Here is a 24,320-nt window from a genome sequence, read left to right as displayed (position 1 = left end):
AAAAATGGAATGCAGTACGCAAAATATTACGTAAAAAAGCTGTAAATCCCACCTCGTGTTACGTAAAATATCACGTACACCAATTCATTCGATTTTTATACGGATTACAGCATGGCTAGTATTGATGCAGATTACTGCTACTCTTTTCCAGCTATACGAGGCATTCAGGCTGGTCGCCCTTTCTACATCGCCACATGCCCGATGCGCATCATACCAAAGATATTCAGTTTTGATGAAAATGACGTACCGCCTGAGCTACGCGCACAGCGCACGCTGAATAAATCACGCATTCCCGAAATGGTTCGTTATCTTCTTGAAAATCCAAAAGATTATGTGTTCTCTGCGCTGACAGCCTCCATTGCCGTTGACGTCCAGTTTGATGAGTTCCCCGGCACTAATAATCTGGGGGTATTATGCGTGCCGATGGATGCACAAATTCTGATCAATGACGGTCAGCATCGCCGCAAAGCGATTGAAGACGCTTTAGACGCACGCCCGGAGCTGGGGCAGGATAATATCCCGGTGCTGTTTTTTGTCGATGAAGGATTAAAACGCAGCCAGCAGATGTTTGCCGATCTGAATAAGTACGCCATTCGTCCCAGTCCATCACTGGCATCGCTGTATGATCATCGGGACGCCAGTTCAAATCTGGCGCGTTATCTGGCAATGTCCGTAGAGCCGTTTGTCGGGATGACCGAGCTGGAAAAATCCGGTATCAGTCAGCGGTCAAATAAATTATTTACGTTAAGCAGCATCAAACAAGCTACCCGTGCGCTGCTGGGAAAAGATCCCAAAGAAGGCAATTTTGAAGAATGCACCCAGATAGCCACCCGCTATTGGCAAGCTATTTTTCACGTGATGCCTGACTGGCAGTTAGCGGCGAAAAAAGAGGTTTCACCGGTTCAGCTACGGCAGGACTATGTTCACGCTCATGGCATTGGATTGCAGGCGCTCGGGCAACTGGGATATGCCCTGCTGACAGACTATCCGGAGCAGTGGCCGGAGAAAATTGCTGCACTCAAAACCTTTAACTGGCGCAGAAACAATCCGGATCTGATGAAACGCGCAATGCAGCACGGTAAGCTAAGTAAAACCAGTACGGCGATCCAGCTCACCTGCAATGCGCTAAAAAACGCGCTATCAATTCCACTCACTCCTGAAGAACAGGAGCTTGAAGCTCAAATGGTTGTCTCATGAGTAAATTAGTTCAGGCCTTCGATCTGGCCGAATACGAAGATTTTATCAATCAGGAGCAGTTCGCCGGACGTCCTTTGGCCGAATATGTTGCCGAAGTACAAAGAATTTATTGTACGGATAAGCGTCCGTGGGTGATTGGCTACAGCGGCGGGAAAGATTCTTCCGCCGTGATTACGCTGGTGTATCTGGCCTTGCTCGGCCTGCCCCCGGAAATGCGCACCAAAGATGTTTTTGTGGTGTCATCCGATACGCTGGTGGAAACACCAGTGGTAGTAGATTTAATTAAGAAAACGATGTTGCAGATTGAGGCAGGCGCAAAGCGTAATGGCCTGCCGATCACTCAACATGCGGTAACGCCTAAAACTAATGAAACCTTCTGGGTCAATTTACTGGGGAAAGGTTATCCGGCCCCAACCCGTAGTTTTCGCTGGTGTACCGAGCGTATGAAAATCAATCCGGTGAGCGACTTTATTAAAGATAAGGTCAGCCAGTTTGATGAAGTGATTGTTGTCCTCGGCTCACGTAGCAGCGAAAGCGCTTCTCGTGCACAGGTAATAGCAAAACACAAAATTGATGGCTCACGCCTGGCCCGGCACACCACACTGGCAAATGCGTTTATCTATACCCCCATTGATACCTGGGATGTAGAAGATGTCTGGAAGCTGCTGCGCGGCGCGTTCCGCTATGCTCCTGAAGATATCGACGAATGGGAAAGCCCGTGGGGTGGAAACAACCGTCCTCTGTGGACGCTGTATATGGACTCTTCCGCACAGGGTGAGTGTCCCCTGGTGATCGACGAAAGTACCCCCTCTTGCGGGAACTCTCGCTTTGGCTGCTGGACCTGTACCGTAGTCACCAAAGATAAAGCGATGGAAAGCCTGATCAAAAACGGCGAAGAGTGGATGGCGCCATTGCTAAAATATCGTGATCTGCTGGCGTTTACCACCGACCCGGTGAATAAAGACACCTATCGCAACTATAAACGCCGCACCGGTAAGGTGAGCTATCAGTACGCTAAAGACGGCGAAGATCGCAGTGCAGAACGTAAGCATGTTCCAGGCCCCTACTGGCTCAAATACCGCCAGCAGTGGTTAAAAGGCTTACTTGAAATTGAGCGCGATTTAAACGCCCAGGGCCACACGATTACGTTAATTACCCAGCCGGAGCTGCACGCTATCCGCCAGGAGTGGTTGAAAGATCCTAACGAGCCAGACTGGTACGATACATTGCCGGGGATTTACCGCGAGGTATATCAGCAGGATCTGAATTGGGTGGTTGACGATCAGTCTCGCTTTGATGCCAGCGATGCTGATTTGCTGGTACAGATAACGCAAGGGTTTGACGTAGTACCTGAAATGGTAATGAAACTGATTGAGCTGGAAACCTCGATGGAAGGGTTAAGTCGTCGTCAGGGGATTTTTGACAAGCTCGGCACAATTTTGAAGCAGGACTGGGGCAGCCTGGAAGAGATCCAGCAGCAACAGGCAACGCTGCAAAAACGCAATGATCGGGATATTCATCAGGACGAGGTGGATAAGCTAGAAGCTGAACTCCAGACTTTACAGCGCAGAATTATCGATGCGAGCGAATCGTCTGTGCTTATCGATGAGGAAAATGAACGTGCTCATTAAGCAACTAGTATTACATAATTTTCGCGTATTTTGCGGCACACACACCATCGATCTGGCTCCCAGAAAGCGTCCGCATGAAGTAAACCCTCGCCCGATTGTTCTATTTGGTGGTTTAAATGGTGCAGGGAAAACATCTATTTTGTCGGCAATTCGACTGGCACTGTATGGGCGTTTAGCGTTTGGCTCGGCAATGCAGCAGCAGGAGTATGTTGAACAACTCGGAGCACTGGTGCACAACGGGACGTATACAGCAGAGCGTCCGGATGAGGCCGCAGTAGAACTGACCTTTACCTACAACCAAAACGGCCATGAGACTGAATTCACCGTCACGCGTAGCTGGAAGAAAGGAAAGAAAGATCGTCTCTCTTTGCAGCAGGATGGACAACCGCGTAGTGAACTCAGTTATGACCAGTGCCAAGGGTTTTTGAATGAATTAATTCCTCACGGTGTTGCCGATCTTTTCTTTTTTGATGGTGAGAAGATTGCAGAGTTGGCGGAAGATGAATCCGGCAATATTCTGCGTACAGCGGTGCGTCGTTTGTTGGGACTGGATCTGATCGCCAGACTGCAAAATGACCTGATGATTTTTGTCAAACGCCAGCAAACCGCGCAGTTAGGTGGCTCCCAGCAACAGCAGGTCGAAGCGCTTGAGACAAAGATTAAAACGCTTGCCGGTCAGGCAGAGAAATTGCTGGAAGAGGCCGATTTCGTCAATTCGCGGATTGAATTTTTATCCCAGGACATTATTCGCCATGAGGGATTGTTAAATGCGCAGGGCGGCGCATTTGCCCAGACCAAAGCACAGGAAAAGCAGAAAGTTGAAACGCTGTTAAAAGAAAAAGAGCGTCTGGAAAAAGCGTTACGACAGGAATGCGATGGATCGTTGCCCTATGCGTTAGCACCTAATACGTTGTCGCGGTTGCTAGAAAAAATTGCCAATGAAGCACAGATCAAGCAGGCGAAAAATTTTGAGACGGAGTTAAATCAATTTTTAACTCAACTCAAAAATGATATCGCGTTCCGTTCCAGCAGTGAGAGTAGTACCAGAGCCATTGCTACCGAAGCGATTACCAATAATTTGGACGCATATATGGCAGCCAAACCAAAAGGTGATTTGCTGTTTGATATTTCTGAACGTGAAGCTGGTATGCTCCAGCAGTCCATTGAGCAGGACAGCAAAAAAGCATGGCAGCGTTTTGATATGTACCGCCATCAATTAGCGGATATTGAACAACAACTGGAGCAAGCCGCAGCTAATATTGCTCGCGCCCCGGAAGACGAGCAGTTAATGGATCTCTTTGCAGCATTACGCGATCTCGATCATAAGCGTGAAAAACAGCGGCAAAAATATCGCTCGTTGCTGGAAGAGGCTAAACGAACGAAACAGCAGCAACTAGATTGTGTTCGTCAGGTACAGAAAGCACATGACATAACCCGTAGCCAACATGGTTTGAGCAGCGCATTTAAAAATGCGCAGGAGACCATTAACCTGCTCGATTACTACAGTGATGTGTTAACGCAGGCGCGAGTGAAAAAGTTATCTGCTAACTTTGAAATTGCCTACCACAAACTTGCTCGTAAAGAGGATTTACAGCTTAATGCGCACATAAATCCACAGACATTTGATGTTGAACTGGTGGATGAAAAGGGTTCGGTGATTAATCGTAAGCTGCTTTCTGCGGGTGAAAAGCAGATTTATGCGATTGCCATTCTTGAGGCGCTGGCAAAAACCTCTGGGCGTGATTTCCCGGTGATTATTGATACGCCGTTAGGGCGTCTGGATTCTCAGCATCGGGATAAGTTGATTAATCATTATTTCCCGGAGGCCAGCCATCAGGTTGTGCTGCTATCCACCGATACTGAAGTGGACGAGAGTTATTTCGTCGATCGACTGCGTGATGATATTTCTCATGCTTATGAGATTGTGTTTAATGCGCATACTAAATCATCTGCGCTGAAACCCGGTTACTTCTGGGAACTAACCAAGGAGGCTATCTGATGCTCCCGAATCGAATGGCACTTAGTCGTCAGACTGAAGAACAGCTCAAGAAGTTAAAAGGATATACTGGTATCACGCCTAATATTGTTGCCAGACTGTCGTTTTTCCGCTCGGTTGAGACCGAATTTCGTTATTTGCCTGACCGAGATAGTAAGAAGCTGGATGGATCGCTGATACTGGATAAAATTACGTGGCTGGGGGAAACATTACAAGCTACGGAGTTGGTGTTAAAGATGCTTTATCCGCACCTAGATCAGAAGGAGATGATTAAGGCGTGGGCGGCGCATGTTGAGGATGGGATTTCGGCGTTAAGAAACTATCGCTCTCTAAGAGACTTTACATTTGGGGTGTAAAATAGTGAGAAACAACAAATCTATATCCACTCTATATTTGCAAAAAAATATACAAGTGGTTCGTTGCCACAAATCAGATAGTGCAGTTGCCGCGCTGGAGCATTAAGCCAGACTTAGCACGGCGGACAGGAACGCCGTGCACCGCCTGAAACAGGCATCCACAACCGCGACAACAGGGTAAGGCTCCTAGGTTTGGTGATATTAGCGTAGCTTTTGTGTTAACATTGATAATGTTACATCTAAAATTAGAGAAGTTAATGCAAGATTGGGCTACACGAATTGAAGATTTTAAAGCCTCTTTAAGAAGTTATAAAAAATAAAAGATTTCCGAGAAAGCATAGAGGGTTATTGGTAATGAAGAATATGTTTAAAGGATACTTGGCTTTTTTGCCAGAGCTTAAATCAATAGAGCTCAAGAAAGCTACAATATGTTTTGATACTAGTGCATTACTTAATATATATAGATATCCTAAAAATGCTGCAGATGATTTTATAAGGGCTATTGAATATTTTAAAGAGAATATATGGCTACCTTATTTTGTCGGCCTAGAGTATCAAAGCAATCGAGTGACTGTTTTACAGCAGCAAGCAAGGGTATTTGATGAGTTACTAGGAAAAAGTAGAAAATTTAAAGATGATGTACTAGGTCTATTTTCGGATAAGCAACATCACTCTATACCGTATGGTGATGTCGCCCATTTAGTTGAGCGATTCGATGAGGAGTTTCGAACTTTTATAGAGGGTGTTAAGGAAAAGCATCCAAATTATTTTCGAAATGATCCAGTCCAGATTCAATTAATGAATTTATTTGATGGCCGAATTGGTGACATTCCTTCAAAAGACACACTTGAAATTCTTTATAAGGAGGGAGAATTTAGATTTGAGAATAAAATACCGCCTGGATTCAAAGATGCCAAAAATAAGGAACATGAAGTTAAGTTATATGGTGACTTAATTATAAAATCAAAATATGCAGATTTTATAATTTGGCATGAAATACTAAATCAAGCCAAAAGTACAAACAGGCCAATTATTCTGGTTTCCGATGAGCGAAAGGAAGATTGGTGTTGGAAAGAAAATAATATTATATTAGGAGCCAGACCCGAACTCGTTACTGAAGTATCAATGAAAGCTGGTGTTGATTTTAGACTTATTTCATCCACTCAATTTATTTCAGTTGCAAGTAAAATAAGAAAAATCAGCATATCAAAATCTACTTTAGCTGACATTGAACAGTCATTATCTCCATCATGGAAAGAATTTGTATTACAAGCTTTTAGAGCTATTGGGCCAATTGTGAAATTGGATGAGTTATATTCTTGGATTGAAGAAAATCCTTTGCGCGCCCTAACCGCTAACTGGAAAGCAACAGCCAGGAAAACCATATATTATTATTGCAAAGAAAGAGATCTATTCCTTGGCAAAGAAATATTATTTGAGGCATTAGATGACTCAACTTATCAATTACTGCCAGAGCATTATCACTTTTCAGAGTAAGATTATTTTTATTTATTCATCCCGATGCAATTGAAAATAAATTTCATGGATAAATGAATTTGATAATGATGACTTAGTTACCCCATAAAAATCAAATCGTAAACTTTTATCTATGTCTCGATAAATTTTACTCCATGGAAGAGTTTTTTGATTAGAAACTAAGTCAATATGATTTATTATAGCTATGATATAATTAAGAGATCTTTTTGTTAGTGTTGAGCAAGCTTTCATGTCTCCATGGGTTAAATATAATTTATTTCTCAGATCTATCATTTCCCTGATATTCTGGTAAAATTTATGATTCTTTATATTATTAATATTTCCTGCCGAGGCATACTTCCTTCCAAACCCACTAACTTTTTGATTATTAATCAAAAACGCATCTTTTTCGAATAGTGCATTCCTCTTATAGCAATCACTAATTGTTGCAATATTGGCATATATTAAAAAACCTTCTATATATGTTTCTATAGTTCTTATTGAATGTAAAAAAGCTGAATTAGGATTTTTATACTCAATAGATAATAACGCAGATTTATATTGAAAGCATGATAACAGTTTATATATTGTTGGGAAACCATCATGCAGAGAATTGCTCGGACGTGTTTTGTCTATAATATCATTGGGTATTTGTGGAACGACGGGAAGGTATCGCCCTAAAGTGGCTAGTTTCTTGTTTAGGTATTGATTTATTTTAAGCGAATTATTATTTGTTAGTTTTTTTATATCCTGTAATGAAGTAATATACTCTTCTAATTTTAATCCCTCAAAGTCAGTTTTTGTTCTTTTAGAAATATTCACCGATGGATAAAACACACTTGCGCCAATATAATAATTTATAATGCAATTTCTTGCATTAATTAACACTTTAACTTCATTTGATATTTTATTACGAATTATTGGGTTGCTAATGGTATTGGCATCAACTGATTCGCCAGAAATTAGTTTACTTATGGCTGAATTAATTACTTCCTTGCTCGGAAGTATTTTTTTCTGGCTTAAGTTATCCTCAAGAATTATCTGTGTTATCTTAATTTGGCTTTCAAATATATCATGGATAAAGAACGGTACTGTATCAAGCAACCAATTTCGATCAAGTAAAACAATATCACACTTTAGATCAGCATTATTTTTCAAAAATGCAACCACATTTTCAATAATTGCAGATGAATTGCTGATTAAGAAAAATAATTTATCTTTGAAGCAATCAGCTGCCGCGGCAGCTGATAATTTCGTGTCTAGGGAATCATCATATAAAATAGAGAAATATAATTCTTTTGTCGTTTTAAATTTCATCATCAAAAGGCTCGTTATCAAATGAAAAATCAAAGTCGTTTGATTTTAAGCAATTTGTTAAATCTTGGTAAGCATTCACTATTCCCTCTTTAGTATAGAATTTTACTAAGCTATCAAACTCAGTATATACCTCGCTTGCATTTTTTTGTTTTATTTCTTTTGTGCGGTTTGCTTCAGCCGCAAGTAATTTATCTCTGTCAATGTCATCAAGATTATAATTACTACGAAATGTTTTAATAAATGTGTTAGTTTTATCTTTACTCATTTGATTAAGATATGCACCCACTTCGCTTTTTGCAAATTTAATGAGAATATCTTGAAGTTCATTATCGATTTTTAAGTCGTTTACTAATCTTTCAATATTAGCCTTTAGAAGTAATTGTGAGAAAAACAATCTGACAATTTGCCTTCTGGCCACTTTTGTTACTTTAATTCTCTGATTAATATAAATTGTATCTTGTATAAATAGCCTCTGCTCGTTAAATAACTGAACATTTGGTGAGAATGCACTTTCAACGCAGTACTGTATTATTTTATCAACAATTTTAAGATCTTTCTTGTGTACAATTAATTTAGAGCATAATAAAAACCAAGCTTCAACCATAGCTTTATGGCATATTGATTTAGAAGCAAGACTTGGGACAATTTTTTCTTTTCGACTTTTTAACTCTGAGATTAATTCATTTATTAATGGTAATGATTTTTTTGTTTCTGGGTCATTAAGTAAAATATGTTTTTTTGCAAAATAAAACACCCCTGAGTCACAACTTCTATTCGATTTAATTTGCGCCTCTTGCTCTTCAAAAAAAACTCTTAAGTTGTCGTAGTAGTCTGCAAAAAATTTCGTCTCAAAAAATAAAGTAACTAATGTTTTAGTTAGAGTTTCATTTACTAATTTCGTTAAAATGGGTTTATGCTTCGATAGGAAACCACTCCATGGAAAAGTTTCCGGAATATTTGAAACGATATTTTCCTCATCATATTCGTCGCTCTCGAATTCTGAGAAATCAAATTCAGTAGCTGACTCTCGGATCCCTAAAATTGACGTTAGTATTTTTATTCCATTTCTTGTCCCAAAACAATCCTCTAGGATATTATTGATAACACCAATACTTGTTATTGTGTAATCTCTAGAAATTTCGAGAGATTCTTTATGCTTTTTAGTATTCCATTCAATTAACCCTAATCCATACTCCTGTCTTTCACTTAATATTTTTTTACAGAATTCCCTGCATATTATAGAGCCTAATGTTCTGTCCGAAAGTAAGGTAAGGAAATGTCCACTGACTCTTTCTACAGTAGAGTTAATATCAACAAATAAATTCCTTAAAACCTCTGGAATAGTTGGTATTTTTGCTACAGTTGAGTTAATTAATGTAGAATATGGAGAGTAAACAATACAAACCGGAACCACTATGTTTTTTATTTTATCCGGATGTTCTTTTCTTAAGTAATTAAGAGCAAAAAGTCGATGCTGTCCATCAATAACTACAAGTCTAGCTCCAGCGACACCTTCTCTTGTACTGTTAATATTTATAATCGCCTGATTAATATCGACCGTAATGACTTCATCTTTTATTTCTGAACCAGAATACTTTACAGATATAGCTTTACCATTTTGTATTTCAAAATTACGAATTTTAAATATACCTGGCCAAACTCGCTCAAATATTACCCCATTATCATCTGTACTATTCAAACTGCAATTAGGATAATAGTCTATAAGCTTATTGTTTGAATCAACATTTACGATGGAGACAAGCAAAGGGGGTAAGAACACAATATCTTTCTGAACTAGATCTTCGCTAGAACTGATATATTGACTTATTTCGACCCTAGCTCTTTCCTCATCAATATCTCGCTGTATTAAATAATCAAAATTTAAATCGGTATTAATATCTTTCGAGTAAGATAACTGCGCAAGATCATCCACAGAGAATGATGTCATCATATATTCAACTGGAACAGAGCCATTAGAACTGAATATTCCAAAAGATCCTGCCTTTTCAAATGCGTATGTATAGCCAGTTGTAGTACTTCTTCTGATTCCTGACACAATAACTCCCCTTGATTTTCAATGCTACCGCCCTAAGGTTACGGCCACCATAGAGAGATCGCAAGCTTGGTTAATTGAAGTAATCAACTATGTTTTTTAGTACGTCTTCTAACACTTCAATAACTGACACTAGATCAACTCCCAAAACGCCCGATCACGCATCTTATTAACCCGCTTATCCCCATCAACATACAGGCTGAAATGCTTCTCAAGCTGCCGAATCTGCCCCATCAAAGACTCCTGCTCACCTTTATCATCGACGTTAAATACCGCCTTAATATCCGCATTCCTAATCTCAGAAACACGATGGATTACCCAGGTCAAAATATAGGAGGCATAATTATTTTCCCCGGTCTTAAAGTGAGTAATCTCCTGCGTTGACAGGATCGCACCAACGCCATACTCACGGCCTTCTTTAAGGATCTTACGCAAGCTGGAAAAATCCTGACGCATAAAGTTATCGGCTTCGTCCACCAGAATCATTTTGGTGAGCTGACGATAATCCCCTCGCACCACTGGTTTACCGCGCTTTTGCATCTGTGCGTAAAACAGATCCAGCGTTAGCGCAACCACCAGGTTTTGCACTTCTGGCGGATAGCCAGCAAGTTCAATCACGGTGACGCCGTCAATCAATTCATACAAGCTGGTCATCTTCTCCGGGATGGTCTCGAATATCTTGTAACGCGCCAGTTTAGAAAGTGCTGCGTAAAGCGAATCCTCTTCAACCTTCTCCTGATCGAGGAAGCGCTGCCATACATCTTCAATCGTCGGCGCAGTCCGTGACCATGTTGTCGGATCTTCCGGCGAAATGCCTGCCGCTTCGTAGCATTCTAAAATCAGATTTTCTAATTTGAGCTGCTGTTTATGGCCCAGCCCATAGGCTTTCGCCATCGTTTCCGATAGCCCACCAGCAGTATGGATTGGTAGCATTGGCGTGTCGCCAAACAGAGATAAGGGGTTGTAAGGCAGCTTAAATAACTTGTACTTTTTAGCACCCGTGGCATCAAGAAAAGCCTCGTCCACATAGTCTGATTTGTAGTCGAAGATCAGCAAACCAATAGGTTTACCATCAACGTTACAGGACTGATTACGCATCAACTGTGTGACCAGCGATTTAGTAAACTGGGTTTTACCGGTGCCCATCGTTCCAATAATGCCGGTATTGGTATTCATGAACTTCGCGGTGTTGGTTGGCTCCCAATGTAATGGGCTCTGACGCGCAGCATCATGACCAAACAGGATCTGTAATGGAGTATCGCTAATATCAGGTGTCACCACCGGTACAGCAGGCTGTAACGACTCCGACTCAGGTTCCGAAATGGACTGTGCAGCAGTCGGCGTTGTGACTTCTACCACGACTTCGGGTTGTGACGGACTGGCATCACACTCTGGCTTAAGCCGGTATTTTTCCGGCACCCGGTAACGTTCCGCCAACGGTGGTTCATCCCCTTGCGCAGCAATCAACGAAGGCAGCAGTGAATAAGGGATTTCGATCTGTAAGATATTCTCCGCTGTCTCTTTATAAGAGAGATCGAAACAGGTTGCGCTGTCCACATGCGCCACGACGAAGCCGTCCACATAGTCGGCCAACTCACCTAACTGATAGTCGCCCGTTAACCACCATTCGCGTCGATCCAGCAAGGGAGCCAGTTTGTTGCTGTCCAGCACACCGTACAGGCGCAGCTTCTCCACCTGCATCAGCACCTGACGAATAAAGAGCGCCCGGTACAATTGTGATGCCAGCGTTTGTGGTTCCAGAATGTCCTGCTGTAAATAACGTTTTAGCTCACAAGCCTGTTGGCCTGCATAGCCGTAGTCCGGTCGAGCCCCGGTTTTGACTTCCAGCGGCAACAAATAGAGGCGGTTTTCTTTGAACCCGACAAAGAGCACATCATCAGAGATTGCACCGTTACGATAACCCTGTGAATTTCTGGATAAATCACTCCCTTTCATTTTCAGCCCGACATTGCCGGACACACGGATCATTTCGGCCACCGATAACGGAATCCAGCAAATATCGGACTGGTGCAGCATGGATTGCACAAATTTGTACGCGCCTATAATGCCGTGTTTCTCTTTCCGCTCCCTTTCACTGGAGCGCAGCATTTTCAGCAGCCATTCGCCATTAAAGGCGTTAAATTCAGCCAGCAAATGCTGACTATCAACAGCAGGTTGCCCTGACTGGCTTCCGGTCTGGAGCAACCGCAGGAACAAATCAACCTGCTTCGTGACGGTGACTGCATCGTAGCCTGCGCAACTGGTGTACTGGTCAGAATAGTGGATAAGCACCACATCTTTCTGACTGGTGAAAAAGTCGAGAGTGACTTTTGGATCAATAATGGTGGTCCAGAGCGCGCTATTGTAGGAGTAATTGAGCAGCTGTTTAAAATTGCCGCTCACAGCCAGGCCGATCCCTTGTCCATGATACTGGCTGTTGCTTTGACGTGCGGGTTGCCACAGGCAGCCGATTAGTCGGGCAAGACGCAGGGCGCAGTAGGACTCAGTATCCACATCACGCAGTCCAAACGCGGTAAAGTAAGCATCCCCCTGCGTTTCGGCACCTTCCCCAGCGATCAACCCATGACACAATACCCCGCTGGACGCATCTTCAATGCGGATCTGGCGGCAATCCACAGGTGCTGTATTGGTGAAAAATGCCAGATGTGCATAGGCCAGCTTGTCGCTTTCTGACGGCAGGACAAACTTGCTGAACGTTAACCGGCTACGCAGCAGGTCAATCAGCATATCGGCTTCCGCCCGCCATACGCCGCTGTTCAGATCGAGATCGTTTTTAAGCTGCTCATAGCTACCACTTTCGGCAAAGTGATCGAACATATTGGGTAGCAAACGCTCATCGTAGCAGTTCACATGAACCGAAATAGCGTGCTCTTTTTCTTGCTTAAAATATTCTACTAATCCCAGAAACAGTTCTTTGGCATTCCCTTGATTAATGGCATTGATAATCAACGCACTGTTTTCAGCGCTCTGGAACAACCGGGCGTAAGCGTCCGTGAACTCATTGAGTTTGTCTTTTACCAGACGTTTAACGTAGTCATGGCTGACCTGCCGCTGAGGAACCGCATCAATCCAGAAGCGGTTTCCCTCCACCGGCTGTAGTTGCGCGTATTCATGCTCACTATGGTAAACAAACGGCATTAACCCGGAAACCATCAAGCGATCAAGAGTGATCGGCGGGAGTGTGGTAAATGAAGCCGAATCGTTCTGTTCCGACTCCGCAACGATAGTTTCTGCCAGTTGTAGATGGTAGGCCAGCACTAATGGGTGCAGTGGTGAGAGACGCTCATGGCTATCATTGCGGCAGATCCCAAGATGCAGAAGACGTTTCTCCTGCGCTGTCAGTGCTCTACTCAGGCCGATTTGCTGGAGTGACTGTTCAAACGTAGTAACAATGTACCTGACCAGCGTGCGATATTCCGCTGACCACGACACCAGACTCGGCAGGGTGTTACGACGATGATAGTAGGCAAATAACTGCTCATAGGCGTTATGGAGATCAGGATAACTGGCAAGAAGTTCATCCAGCACAAACTCGCTATCGTCACTTCCCGTACCCAGCAGACGTCGCTCAATTAATGAGGCTTCCAGTATCAACAACTGCTGGCGTACACCTACAACCTTGTGTTCAGTATTATCGAGTATGATGCGCCCTTTCAGTCGGTTCCAGGTCGCATTGCCCTCTTCTTTGAACAACTTATTGAAACGACTCTGGTCAAAAAGCAGCGGCAGCGTTAGCCCTTCTTCTGCTCCCGGCCCCTCGATGTTAAACGACAGACGGGAATCACCGGAAACGAGCGCAAACTGAACCAGGTCACTTTGATTTGCCAGCGTCTCAAAATTCACCTGAGCATAACGCTGGCAGTCGATGTCTTCGATCTCGTCATCCAACGTACAGGTCAGGTTACCAGACTCGGCAATACGCAGCGTGTTATCTTCCAGTTGCAGGGTTATTTGGTCTTTACCTGGCTCAACGCGGTAGCAGTGCTGAATATCGTTTAGCCAGAATTGTCCCTGCTCGACCAACAACAGGCGAAATTTATACTCTTCGGCTGAATTATTGCGGTTGGTCAGTTCGAGACTAAAGAAGCAGGGATGCCCGTCAAAAGGCACCGACGCCATAATACGGGAAGTCTTGCCTCCAGCCCGGCTGGTGCGCCAGAAAGGCGTGTTCTTTAACTGGCGATGATGGGCAATCTTTATCTGGTTATCCTGAAGATCGTTTCCTTGAAAGCTGAACTCCAGCTCAACTTTTGATTGTCCTGGCTGCACCTGCACCAGCAGGCTGATGTCGCGTTTTCCCGCCTTACTAGCACTTTTCGCCCGTTGCCAAATCTCACCGTTTTCGACAGAAACGTTTTCCAGCACCAGTTTTTGTTCGCTATTCTGCTCTTTCTCTTTCCTGTACTCTGAGAAATCGAGCTCACGCCAGTCTTCTTTATCGACAAAGTGCTCCTGAATGAATTTTGTACTGAATTCAGTCAACACGTTCTCCAGTTGCCCGCTGTAGCGTTCAACGCTGTCTTCTATCTGGCGATATAATTTCCGGTTTTCATTCAGCCGGGTGCGTAGCTGTTTCTGGCTATAGTTCAGCAGTTCATCATCTTTAAATAGATGAAGCTCGGAGAAATCCAGATTGCCATCATCCAGCAAGCGATACAGCGACGAGAAACCAAATACGGTAGCGCCTTCATCCAGTACCGTCGCCAGTTGATCATCCAGCAAACAGCGGGATAATTCCGAACGGTTACTGTCTGTGGTAATGAGTTTTTCCAGTTGATGGCTGAAGGTTTGTGGATACCAGATAGCATCAGGTGCCGCCACATCTTTCGTGCTGTTAATCAGGGTATCGAGCATACTATTATGAATAATCAACAGCGCCGTTTGGGCAAAAACGCCGCTGCGCCCGGCCACTTTATCGCGCAGATGAGAAATATAGTTTTCTGTGAATGCCGGAGCCTCAGCACCGTGCAGTACCGGAATAAGCTGAATGCCATTGCAGGGGAGGCAATCAATATGTTGCCCTGGTGCAATTTCCAGCTGATTGCAGTCCGACAGAGAGACGAATGCTTCCCAGAGTTTTAAAGCATTATCGGGATCGGGAGATTTGAACTGGTAGCGCTCGCCCGGCTGGATGATACCGCCAACCCATTCAATAAAGGTTTCCGCCAGATAGGTTTCATACTGTTTTACGGACATACACGGCGTCTCCACTGTCACTCATTCGCTCTACATTTCCCATGCGTTCATAAAACGCCACCAGCGTTTGCGCCGACTGGTTATCCAGATAAAAACCGCGCTGTTCAAAACCACGCAGCAGTTCATGCAAGCGGAGTTTGTCATTTTTACCCACGGTGAGATTTGTCAGTAACAGAAGACGATCCTGATTCAGCACCAGCACTTTCCCCGCCCGACCGCGCACCTGAATGAAGTCAGTACAAATCTGGTTTTCCAGCTCATTAACGTATTTACGATTTACCGTCGCGCGGTCAGTTTTTTTACCTTGGAACTGCTCTACGGCAACGGATAATAGCTGTTTGAAGGCACTTTCCAGATTTGTTGCGCAGTCACGAAGCGGAAGGCCGCGATCCACAATAAAGTCCTGCAAATAATCGTTAAGGTCATTTAATACCTGAGAAGATGAGTCTGAATCATTCAGAGTGTCTTGATAAATCTGCCATAACGGACGCTTTTTCTGTCCTTTTCCCCATTGTAAAACCTCCAACGCAGAGAGCACTGGGAAAAGTTTTTCGCTCTGGCTGGCGAACAGCTTGTAGCCATAACGCTTCACCTTTTCTCGCTCGGAGCTGGCTTTTTCGCTATCAAGAATAAAAAACAGTGATTTGCTTTGTGGTTCGCCGTCTTGCCAGTTGTCCAGATTGAGCGCCAATTGAGCACACCAGCTAAAGGCGTACAAACGCAGGGTGTTGGTCAATTCCTGTAAAAGGTACTGTGGATGTTCCGCCAGAAACGCCAGATCGGACTGAAAACACGTGACCATATACGGAAGATAAGGTTGCTCTTCGGTAAACGGCCCTTTCCCTAACAGCTTTATTTTTTCATTGAGCTTATTCAGCATTTGCTGCTCAATGAAGTTCAGTCTATCCCGTATGGGATAACGAAGACTGAAGTCGCCCATCAAATTGGCAAACAGCGTACCAAGACGTTTATCTGCTGTTGAACCCGCGCTTATTTTTTCACCCACAAACTGAGCGTGAAACAATAAAAAAAGTGGGGAGACACGGAAAATATCCTGACTGGAAAAATACATCCGTTCCAGAACGGACCAGAATGCAGGCTCATCAAGCAGCTCCTGCATATGTGTTTTACAATCTTCACGGAATTGATCAGGATCGTAGGCTTCGATTTTGCGTTTCAGGGCATAGCTAAGGACCAGGCCGGTGACAAATTGCCAGCTAACATCGTTGTTTTTATTGCGAACTGGCAGATAACTATCCACTTGATTGTTACCCACTTTTAACGCGGTTGCGATAGGATACATTATGCTAGCTCTCCATACCGCTAATAGTGATCATGTCGTCATCCGCCTTTGCGCGATAAACCCGTTGTCCGCCATCATAAAATTTAATTTCATTGTTGGATTTAGCCTGCTCTGCAATCAACTCAACAATTTCATCTAGTAATACAATGGCGTTTTTATCGTATTTATTCGGACGATAGCCATTATTCAGCTTGTTTAATAGTTCAAAAAGATTAAGTCCGATATGGACATGCGGCAGTGGATTTTTCCCCACTTTTAAATAAACATCGAAGCCAGTTGGATGGGCCGTATGTTTATTGCGAATGGCATCCCAATCAGGCTTCACCTCTACCGGTGCGGTTATCTTAACCCCACCAAATTCCCCCAAAAAGAACTCTTCTTTTTGCATACTTAATTCAGGCGCTTTGCGGTTCGCATAGCGCTGGATACCCGCGATAAGTTCGAAAGTATAGAAGCGATTCAGTGACCTTTTTTGCTCCGGATCTGCTGTGTAATTTCTATGCAGGTGCCAGATTTCTGAGTAACGTTCAAACAGCGATTCGTTAAAGAACGCGGAAAATCTCTGATGATAATCATTCCCCAGCGATTCGTGTTGTAGCAGCCAAAAAAGCCGGATCAACGAGGTTGCGTCACCAGGCTTAACGCACTGGCGATCAAACTTAATATGCAATGGCTCAAGTGCGGTCAAAAAATCGTCGAGATCAGCGTCAACCAGTCCAAGCTCATAGCGCAAAATGAACTGATCGAGCTCATAGGTATGTAATCTAGCGGGATCAAAATCGGAAACTTTTTTAATCAGGTCATTTTCCGCACCGCTGAAGAGGTTATCAAATAAGTAACCAGGTCCCATTAGCAGGTGATGCAAAAAATCCAGCAGCGTTCTGGTCGTTACAAATTGATCTTTAATTAATCGCGCTTTAAAGAGCTGCGTAATTAACACATTCTGCACACCAGGTATGCAAAGCAATTTAAAATTCGCGACTTCTCTCAGGTCTGGACTAACTGATTCATCGCGCCGAAAAATAAACTGAAACAAATTATTATCATCATCACGGGTTAGATTATCTAATAAATTTTTAATAAATGATGAGTATTGTTTATTTTCGTCAAACTGGAATTTAGGATAATGTTCAAAATCAAAAAAAGAACAATTTTCGTTATGGTAAGGACGGCTTGCATCCTGCTGCGCTGATAAAAATGAGTCAATTGCAGATCGGATCGCATGGTGGCATTCAGCGCCTTCTCTGGCAAAGTTAGCGAGCATCCCGGTGTTGATACCAATGAGCAGTGGAGATGATTGCTGATGATGGTTAGTAAATAAATCATTCAACGCATCAATGGCTGATTGCTGAGGGGCAAAGCTATGTGTGGCATCCAGATGGAAACTAAATCGCTGCTGATAACGCGGTTCTGATTGGCAACGGGTTAAAATTTCGGACTTTCCATCCCCGCTACTACCACACAAAAAAATGATTTCCCCAGGCTTAGCAACATCTAAATAACGTTGTAATTCAGTTTCAATCTCTTGTTTAACAAAGAGTTGTTCCTTCAACTGATCGAACTCATCTTTCTGGCGGTGTGTCACGGTGGTAACGGAAAACGAGGATGACTTCGCAAGTACACCCAACGCTTTACGTAATGTGATTGCGCTCATAACTTCATGTTCTCTAAAGTAGGAATACACCTATTCTATAAAAGCTACCCACTGATATCTATAGGCTCTTTGACACATTCATTACGAGCAATTTTAACATGGTATCTTTTTCCTATCCATACACAAAACACGTCCAGAGATGGCGGGTCAAATCCATCCATTAACCAGCCTCATTTTGGAGGCTGGTTAATTAGTTGTACCTTAATTAAACATATACACTAATTATTACCCTGATTGATTCTTGCATAGTCAAACGGCGTAATCCCCATCTCCCGATTCGCATCCAGGAAATCAGCCCACCATTGCAGCATTAGTTTGCGTTCATCCAAATGCTCCGCCTTATGAATGTAAGCAGCACGCACACAGTTACGCTCCATATGGCTCATCTGACGCTCTACCGCATCCCTCGACTACAACCCTGATTCAATCAACGAGCTACAGGCCATTGTCCTGAAACCATGCCCACAAACCTCTACCTTAGTGTCATACCCCATAACGCGCAGCGCCTTGTTCACTGTGTTTTCACTCATCGGTTTACGAGGATTGTGATCTCCGACGAAAACAAAATCACGATTTCCACTGAGATTATGAACCTGTTTAAGGATATCCAGTGCCTGCCGAGATAACGGCACCAGATGGGGAGTACGCATTTTCGAGCCACGCTGTGAATGCTTTACCCATTCGATAGCTTCTCGTTCAGCCGGTATCGTCCACATTGCCGTTTCAAAATCGATCTCAGACCATCGAGCAAAGCGCAGCTCACTAGACCGGATGAAAATTAGCAACGTAAGCTCAACCGCCAGACGCGTTAACGGTCGCCCTGTGTAGCCATCAATTTGGTGAAGTAGTTCTGGTAGGCGTTTAAGATCGAGTGCCGGACGATGAACACGATTACTTGAAGCAACTGCCCCAGCCATCTCCTGAGCAGGATTGTAATAGATCAAACCGCTTTGCACTGCATAACGCATAATCGCATTGGTACGCTACTGAAGACACGAAGCCACTTCAAGACGCCCTGTAGCCTCAACTACTTTGATAGGTGCAAGGAGATCGCGCGTGCTAAAACTATCAATACTCCGCTTCCCAATTGCTGGGAACAAATTATCTTCCAGGCTCTTCAGCACCCGTCGGCTATGTTCTTCTGTCCATTTTTTATTTGCTGCGTGCCACTCTCTGGCAACTGACTCAAAGGTAATAGCCTCTTTCGTCTGCTCTTCTTTCACTGCACGTTTGTGTTCACGGGGATCTATGCCTGCAGCAACAAGCTTTCTGGCCTCTTCCCTTTTTTGACGAGCATCAGCCAGTGACGTTTCAGGATAAACCCCAAATGCCATCAGGTGCTGCTTACCACCAAAGCGAAAGCGGAACCGCCAGTATTTGGAGCCGTTAGGGTGAATGAGCAAAAACATGCCATCCCCATCGGCAAGGGTATACTCCTTTTCCTGTGGTTTTGCAGAACGCACTTTGATATCTGTCAGAGCCATAAAAGTTCTCCTTCCATGTGCCGAAGTGAGTATACAACCATTATCGAACCAACATATATACTCGGTTCTATACTCACAAGCGACTTGATGTGGGTTGACTCAGATTGACTTCTGTTGAGTGAAAAAGCGAGGAAAGCCTTGCGGATACTGGATTTCAGGCACAAAAAAAGACGTCCGTTGACGTCTATTGATGTTCCGATGGTGCCGAAGGCCGGACTCGAACCGGCACGTATTTCTACGGTTGATTTTGAATCAACTGCGTCTACCGATTTCGCCACTTCGGCACTGAAGTAGTATGCGGAAAACGGGTGCATTATACCTGCCAGCGATCGGCACGCAAGAGTTATCAAGCATTCAATGGGTTGAATGCTGAAAAAAACGTCATACCCCGCCTTTCCCACCCCTTCCCCGCCCAAAATCGCCCTTCCCTGTCTACCTCCCCCGCGGTGAAAGCAATTGAACAAAAAAACTGCAAAACAGATCACGTTTGCGGATAAATGCGTTACCAAATGCATTTGAAAACAAATACAGTGCGAATATGAAATTAAATGAAAACAAAAATCAGGATATGGCAATGAATAACATCACTCAACGTATGGCCCGGCTTATCGATCTCAGTGCCGTGCAGGCCACCAACACCGAAGCAGATGTCCGCCACTGCGCCGCGCTGGCCACCCACTACCGCATCATTTCCGTCCACGTGCTGCCCTGCTGGACGCGCTTTCTCAGCACGCTGCTGCCCGAACAGGGCCGGGCAGACGTCATGATCGGCGGGCCGGTCGGCTTCCCTGGCGGGGCGCACGCCACCGATATCAAAGTTCAGGAGGTCCGCCAGTTGATTGCCGACGGCGCGCGCGAGGTCGATATGGTGGTGAATATCGGCAAAGTGCTCTCCGGCGATTACGACTACGTGCGCCAGGATCTGCGCCGCGTGGTGGAAGCCGCCGCACCGGTGCCAGCCAAAGTCATTCTGGAAACGCACTACCTGAATGAACAACAGATACGCACGCTGTGCGAAATCGCCGTTGAGGTCGGCATGGCCTGGGTGAAAACCGCCACCGGCTGGGCGCCGACCGGCGCCACGGTGGAAAAAGTGGCGATCATCGCCGATCAGCTGCGCGGCCGCATCCAGATAAAAGGGGCCGGCGGCATTCGCGATCTGGCCACCATCCGGGCGCTGTATCGCCTGGGCGTGCGCCGCTTCGGCATGAGCGCCGCCACCACCCAAAAAGTCTTGGAACAACTGGAGCAGGATCCCAGCCTGTTCCCGGAGCTGCACGATAACTAAAACCTGATAGGCGGCCTCTGGCGCCATCAGCATAACGCTTCTAGGGGCGGCGCCCGCCGCCCAAAACGGGAGTGATAATAATGAAAGATATACTTCTTACCCTTGATGTCGGCACCGGCAGTACCCGCGCCGGGCTGGTCACAAATACCGGGCAAATCCTCGGCTTCACGCAGCGCGAATACGATCAAATCACGCCGCAGGCAGGCTGGGCGGAGCAACCGCCTTCGTTGTGGTGGCAAAGCGCCTGCCAGTGCCTGCAAGAGCTATTGGCACGCTTTGCCGAACACCGCCCGCGCATCGCCGCGGTTGGCGTCTGCGGGCAAATGCACGGCACCGTGCTGCTGGATGCCGCAGGCGAACTGGTGGTCGATCGCGCCCTGCTGTGGAACGATAAACGCTCACAATCGCAGGTCGATCGCTTTAAACAGCAAGGGCTGGCGGAAAGCTGGCTGGCGATGCTGAATAACCCGCCGACGGCCGCCTGGCCGGCGTTCAAACTGGCCTGGCTGCGCGAACACCACCCCGATCAGTGGGCACGCATTGCCACGGTGCTGATGCCGAAAGACTACATCAACTTCCGGCTCTGCGGCGCCCGCGCCACCGATTACAGCGAAGCCTCCTGTTATTATCTGCTCGATAGCGGCACGCTAACCTGGTCGGAACCCGCTCTGCGCCATTTTCATCTGCGGGCGGATCAACTGCCGGCGCTGTACCTCTCCAGCGATATCATCGGCCAGATCGGCCCCACGGCAGCGGCGGCCACCGGTCTGCCGGTGGGCATCCCGGTGGTGGCCGGGGCGGCGGATATGGCCGCCACGCTGCTGGGTTCCGGCGTCTATCAACCCGGCGCCGCCTCCGACAGCACCGGCACCTCCACGTTGCTGACGATGGTGGCCAGTAAGCCGCTGCACGATCCCTGGGTGAACAACCTGCACTTGGCCAATCCGGCCTGGGGCGGCTTCACCATTCTGGATGCAGGCGGCGATGCCATGCGCTGGGCGCGTATGGCACTGAACGACAGCCAGTTCAGCCACCAGCAAATGCTCGCTCTGGCGGCCGAGATCGCCCCTGGAGCCGAAGGGCTGATTTTTCTGCCCTACCTCACCGGCGAACGCCTGGCTGCGCACACCAATTCACGCGCGCAGTTCTTCGGCCTGCAGCGCAAACACCGGCAAGGGCACCTCTACCGCGCCGTGCTGGAAGGCGTGGCGCTGGCCTCGCTGCACAACCTGCGGCAGTTGCAGCGCTGCGCGCAACCGCCGGAGGCGATCATTGCCTCCGGCGGCGGCGCCCGCAGCGCGCTGTGGCTGCAGATCAAAGCCTCGGTCTACAACCTGCCGCTGCTGCAAACCCGCAACCAGGAAAACGGCACCACCGGCTGCGCAATTATCGCCGGCGTCGGTATCGGCCTGTTCAACAGTTTTGCCGAAGGCGTGAAGCGCACCGTCAGCGTTGAACGGGAATTTATGCCGGATCCCCGGCAGCACGAACACTATATGCGCTGCTTTGAGCTGTTCGAACGGCTCTACCACCAGGCGCAGCCTCTCTACGAACAGCTTGACGTTATTAGCTCGTTCTCTTTTTCTGCGGATAAAGGAACACCACAATGAGCGACTCTCTGATTAACAAAAGCGAGGGGGCGCAGCACGCCGCGGCGGAAAGCATCGACCGCAGCGCCTACCTGCCCGCCACGCCCTGGCTGCAGTTGATGCTGGTCTGCTGCCTGTTTGCCCTGTGGGGGATGGCCGGCAACCTGAACGATATCCTGATCGCCCAGTTCAAAAAGGGTTTCGATCTCTCCGATACGCAAACCGCGCTGGTGCAATCGATCTTCTTCCTCGGGTATTTCCTGATGGCGTTGCCCGCCGCCGCGGTAATCAAACGCTACTCCTACAAAGTGGCGATCGTCATCGGGCTGTGCCTGTATGCGCTGGGCTGTTTCTTGTTTATCCCGGCGGCAATGATGATGACCTATGGCGCGTTCCTGGCCTGCCTCGGCATCATCGCCACCGGCCTGTCGTTCCTCGAAACCTCAGCGAATACCTACTCTAGCCTGCTGGGGCCGCTGGAAACCTCTACCCAGCGCATTAACTTCTCGCAGATCTTCAACTCGCTGGGGATCATTTTCGGCGTGCTGATCGGCCAGCAGTTGGTATTCGGCAAAAACGATCCCTCTCACGCCGAACTGCTGCAAATGCCGCTGGCACAGGCCGAGGCCACGCGCACGCAAATGGTGTCGCAGGTGGTAACGCCATATCTGATCATCGGCGCCGTGCTGGTGGTGCTGGCGCTGATCTTCGTGGCGGTCAAATTCCCCGCCTGCAAAACACAACGCGCGCACAACGGCGTGGGCAAGCCGCTGATACAGTCGCTGAAAATTCTGCTGGCGCTGCCGCGCTTTCGCTTCGGCGTGCTGTCGCAGTTCCTGTATGTCGGCGCGCAGGTGGGGCTGTGGAGCTTCACCATCCGCTTTGTGCAGATCATCGAACAGGGCACGACCGAGCACTCCGCCACCTACTGGCTGCTGGCCACGCTGGTGTGCTACTGCGCCGGCAAGGTAGTCACCACCGCGCTGATGAAGAAATTCAACCCGGCGTTGCTGCTTGGCGTGTTCTGCTCGCTCTGCGTGTTCCTGTTGCTGTTTGCCGTCAGCATTCAAAGCCTGGTTGCCGTGGTTGCCATCATGGGCACCAATTTCTGTATGGCGCTGTGCTGGCCGACCAACTTCGGCCTCACCATCAAGGGGCTGGGGGAGGAAACGCAAATCGCCGGCTCGATCGTGGTGATGTCGATCATCGGCGGCGCGGTGGTGCCGTTGATCATGGGGATCATTTCCGATGCCCACGGCGGCAATATGCAGATCGCCTTCGCCGTGCCGCTGATCTGCTTCGCCTATGTCGCCTTCTACGGCTTCTACTGTGTGAAAAAGGGGATTTAGTATGGCGAATCTGATTACCGGCCTGGCGCACGTTGGCCTGCGCAGTGCGGATATCGAACAGGCGACCCGCTTTTACCACTCACTGGGTTTTACCACGCGCCAGTCATTGGCCATTGAGGAGCCGCAGGGCACGGTTGAGGTGCGTTTTTTGGCGCTGGGTGAGCTGATACTGGAGCTGTATCAGTTGCCCTGGCAGGGGCAGGCGCGCAACGCGGCCTGCTTTGGCATTGACCATGTGGCGTTGCGGGTTAGCGATTTGGCGGCGGCGCAACTGTGGGTGGAGCGGCTCGGCTATCCGCTGACGGAAGGCCCCGCGCTGCAACCCAGCGGCAGCCACGGCGTGCGCTACTTTATGATCGCCGGGCCCGATGGGGAGCGGGTGGAGTTTAATCAGCCGCTGTAGCTTCCCC

The 24,320-nt window shown here is 46.7% G+C and carries 14 protein-coding genes, 1 tRNA gene and 1 pseudogene; 9 read left to right on the top strand and 7 right to left on the bottom strand.

All coding sequences use genetic code 11. The features are described from left to right. Nucleotides 1–111: 111 nt before the first annotated feature. The 5 genes from dndB to ACN28Q_RS14500 all read left to right on the top strand — a co-directional run bounded on the left by dndB (nucleotide 112) and on the right by ACN28Q_RS14500 (nucleotide 6,677). Nucleotides 112–1,197 carry a DNA sulfur modification protein DndB gene (gene dndB, locus ACN28Q_RS14520; protein WP_095846987.1) on the top strand — a complete coding sequence of 362 codons (1,086 nt, stop codon included), beginning with the start codon at nucleotides 112–114 and terminating at the stop codon, nucleotides 1,195–1,197. Then, on the top strand, nucleotides 1,194–2,828 hold the full coding sequence (gene dndC / locus ACN28Q_RS14515) for a DNA phosphorothioation system sulfurtransferase DndC (RefSeq protein ID WP_095846986.1): 1,635 nt from the start codon (nucleotides 1,194–1,196) through the stop codon (nucleotides 2,826–2,828). The genes dndB and dndC overlap by 4 nt, the downstream gene beginning before the upstream one ends. After that, on the top strand, nucleotides 2,818–4,827 hold the full coding sequence (gene dndD / locus ACN28Q_RS14510; protein WP_095849034.1) for a DNA sulfur modification protein DndD: 2,010 nt from the start codon (nucleotides 2,818–2,820) through the stop codon (nucleotides 4,825–4,827). Before dndC ends, dndD begins: the two co-directional genes overlap by 11 nt. Further along, a complete protein-coding gene (dndE, locus tag ACN28Q_RS14505) occupies nucleotides 4,827–5,180 on the top strand; it encodes a DNA sulfur modification protein DndE (RefSeq protein ID WP_095846985.1) in 354 nt (117 codons plus the stop codon). The genes dndD and dndE overlap by 1 nt, the downstream gene beginning before the upstream one ends. Before the next feature lie 354 nt (nucleotides 5,181–5,534). Continuing rightward, on the top strand, nucleotides 5,535–6,677 hold the full coding sequence (locus ACN28Q_RS14500; protein ID WP_131928979.1) for a PIN-like domain-containing protein: 1,143 nt from the start codon (nucleotides 5,535–5,537) through the stop codon (nucleotides 6,675–6,677). 12 nt (nucleotides 6,678–6,689) lie between these two features. Here the strand turns inward: ACN28Q_RS14500 and ACN28Q_RS14495 are convergent, their stop codons facing one another. From ACN28Q_RS14495 to ACN28Q_RS14465, 7 genes and pseudogenes are all read right to left on the bottom strand, one after another. Further along, on the bottom strand, nucleotides 6,690–7,976 hold the full coding sequence (locus ACN28Q_RS14495; protein ID WP_095846983.1) for a hypothetical protein: 1,287 nt from the start codon (nucleotides 7,974–7,976) through the stop codon (nucleotides 6,690–6,692). Continuing rightward, nucleotides 7,963–10,029 (bottom strand): ParB N-terminal domain-containing protein, encoded by a 2,067-nt coding sequence (locus ACN28Q_RS14490; RefSeq protein WP_131928980.1) that lies wholly within the window; start codon nucleotides 10,027–10,029, stop codon nucleotides 7,963–7,965. Before ACN28Q_RS14490 ends, ACN28Q_RS14495 begins: the two co-directional genes overlap by 14 nt. 129 nt (nucleotides 10,030–10,158) lie before the next feature. Next, nucleotides 10,159–15,243: a DNA phosphorothioation-dependent restriction protein DptH gene (gene dptH / locus ACN28Q_RS14485; RefSeq protein WP_095846981.1), complete on the bottom strand. Its 5,085-nt coding sequence runs from the start codon at nucleotides 15,241–15,243 to the stop codon at nucleotides 10,159–10,161. Next, nucleotides 15,224–16,546: a DNA phosphorothioation-dependent restriction protein DptG gene (gene dptG, locus ACN28Q_RS14480; protein WP_095846980.1), complete on the bottom strand. Its 1,323-nt coding sequence runs from the start codon at nucleotides 16,544–16,546 to the stop codon at nucleotides 15,224–15,226. Before dptG ends, dptH begins: the two co-directional genes overlap by 20 nt. A 4-nt stretch (nucleotides 16,547–16,550) precedes the next feature. Further along, nucleotides 16,551–18,200 carry a DNA phosphorothioation-dependent restriction protein DptF gene (dptF, locus tag ACN28Q_RS14475; RefSeq protein ID WP_095846979.1) on the bottom strand — a complete coding sequence of 550 codons (1,650 nt, stop codon included), beginning with the start codon at nucleotides 18,198–18,200 and terminating at the stop codon, nucleotides 16,551–16,553. A gap of 218 nt (nucleotides 18,201–18,418) precedes the next feature. Further along, nucleotides 18,419–19,684 (bottom strand): annotated as a pseudogene (locus ACN28Q_RS14470) (tyrosine-type recombinase/integrase). A gap of 199 nt (nucleotides 19,685–19,883) precedes the next feature. Then, nucleotides 19,884–19,968 (bottom strand) — tRNA-Leu (locus ACN28Q_RS14465). Between the two features lie 254 nt (nucleotides 19,969–20,222). Between ACN28Q_RS14465 and deoC the strand changes: the two genes are divergently transcribed. The 4 genes from deoC (at nucleotide 20,223) to ACN28Q_RS14445 (ending at nucleotide 24,313) form a co-directional block, all read left to right on the top strand. Next, a complete protein-coding gene (gene deoC / locus ACN28Q_RS14460) occupies nucleotides 20,223–20,972 on the top strand; it encodes a deoxyribose-phosphate aldolase (protein WP_095846978.1) in 750 nt (249 codons plus the stop codon). An 80-nt stretch (nucleotides 20,973–21,052) separates the two neighbouring features. Next, the gene (locus tag ACN28Q_RS14455; protein ID WP_095846977.1) at nucleotides 21,053–22,582 is read left to right on the top strand and encodes a xylulokinase; all 1,530 of its coding nucleotides are present in this window, start codon (nucleotides 21,053–21,055) and stop codon (nucleotides 22,580–22,582) included. Further along, entirely contained in the window at nucleotides 22,579–23,910 is a 1,332-nt protein-coding gene (fucP, locus tag ACN28Q_RS14450) for an L-fucose:H+ symporter permease (RefSeq protein WP_095846976.1), read from the top strand. Before ACN28Q_RS14455 ends, fucP begins: the two co-directional genes overlap by 4 nt. A gap of 1 nt (nucleotide 23,911) precedes the next feature. Next, nucleotides 23,912–24,313: a VOC family protein gene (locus ACN28Q_RS14445; RefSeq protein ID WP_095846975.1), complete on the top strand. Its 402-nt coding sequence runs from the start codon at nucleotides 23,912–23,914 to the stop codon at nucleotides 24,311–24,313. Nucleotides 24,314–24,320 lie beyond the last annotated feature (7 nt).

The organism is Gibbsiella quercinecans (genome assembly GCF_002291425.1).
Classification (GTDB): Bacteria; Pseudomonadota; Gammaproteobacteria; order Enterobacterales; family Enterobacteriaceae; genus Gibbsiella; species Gibbsiella quercinecans.
This window is presented reverse-complemented; position numbering and strand designations above follow the sequence as displayed.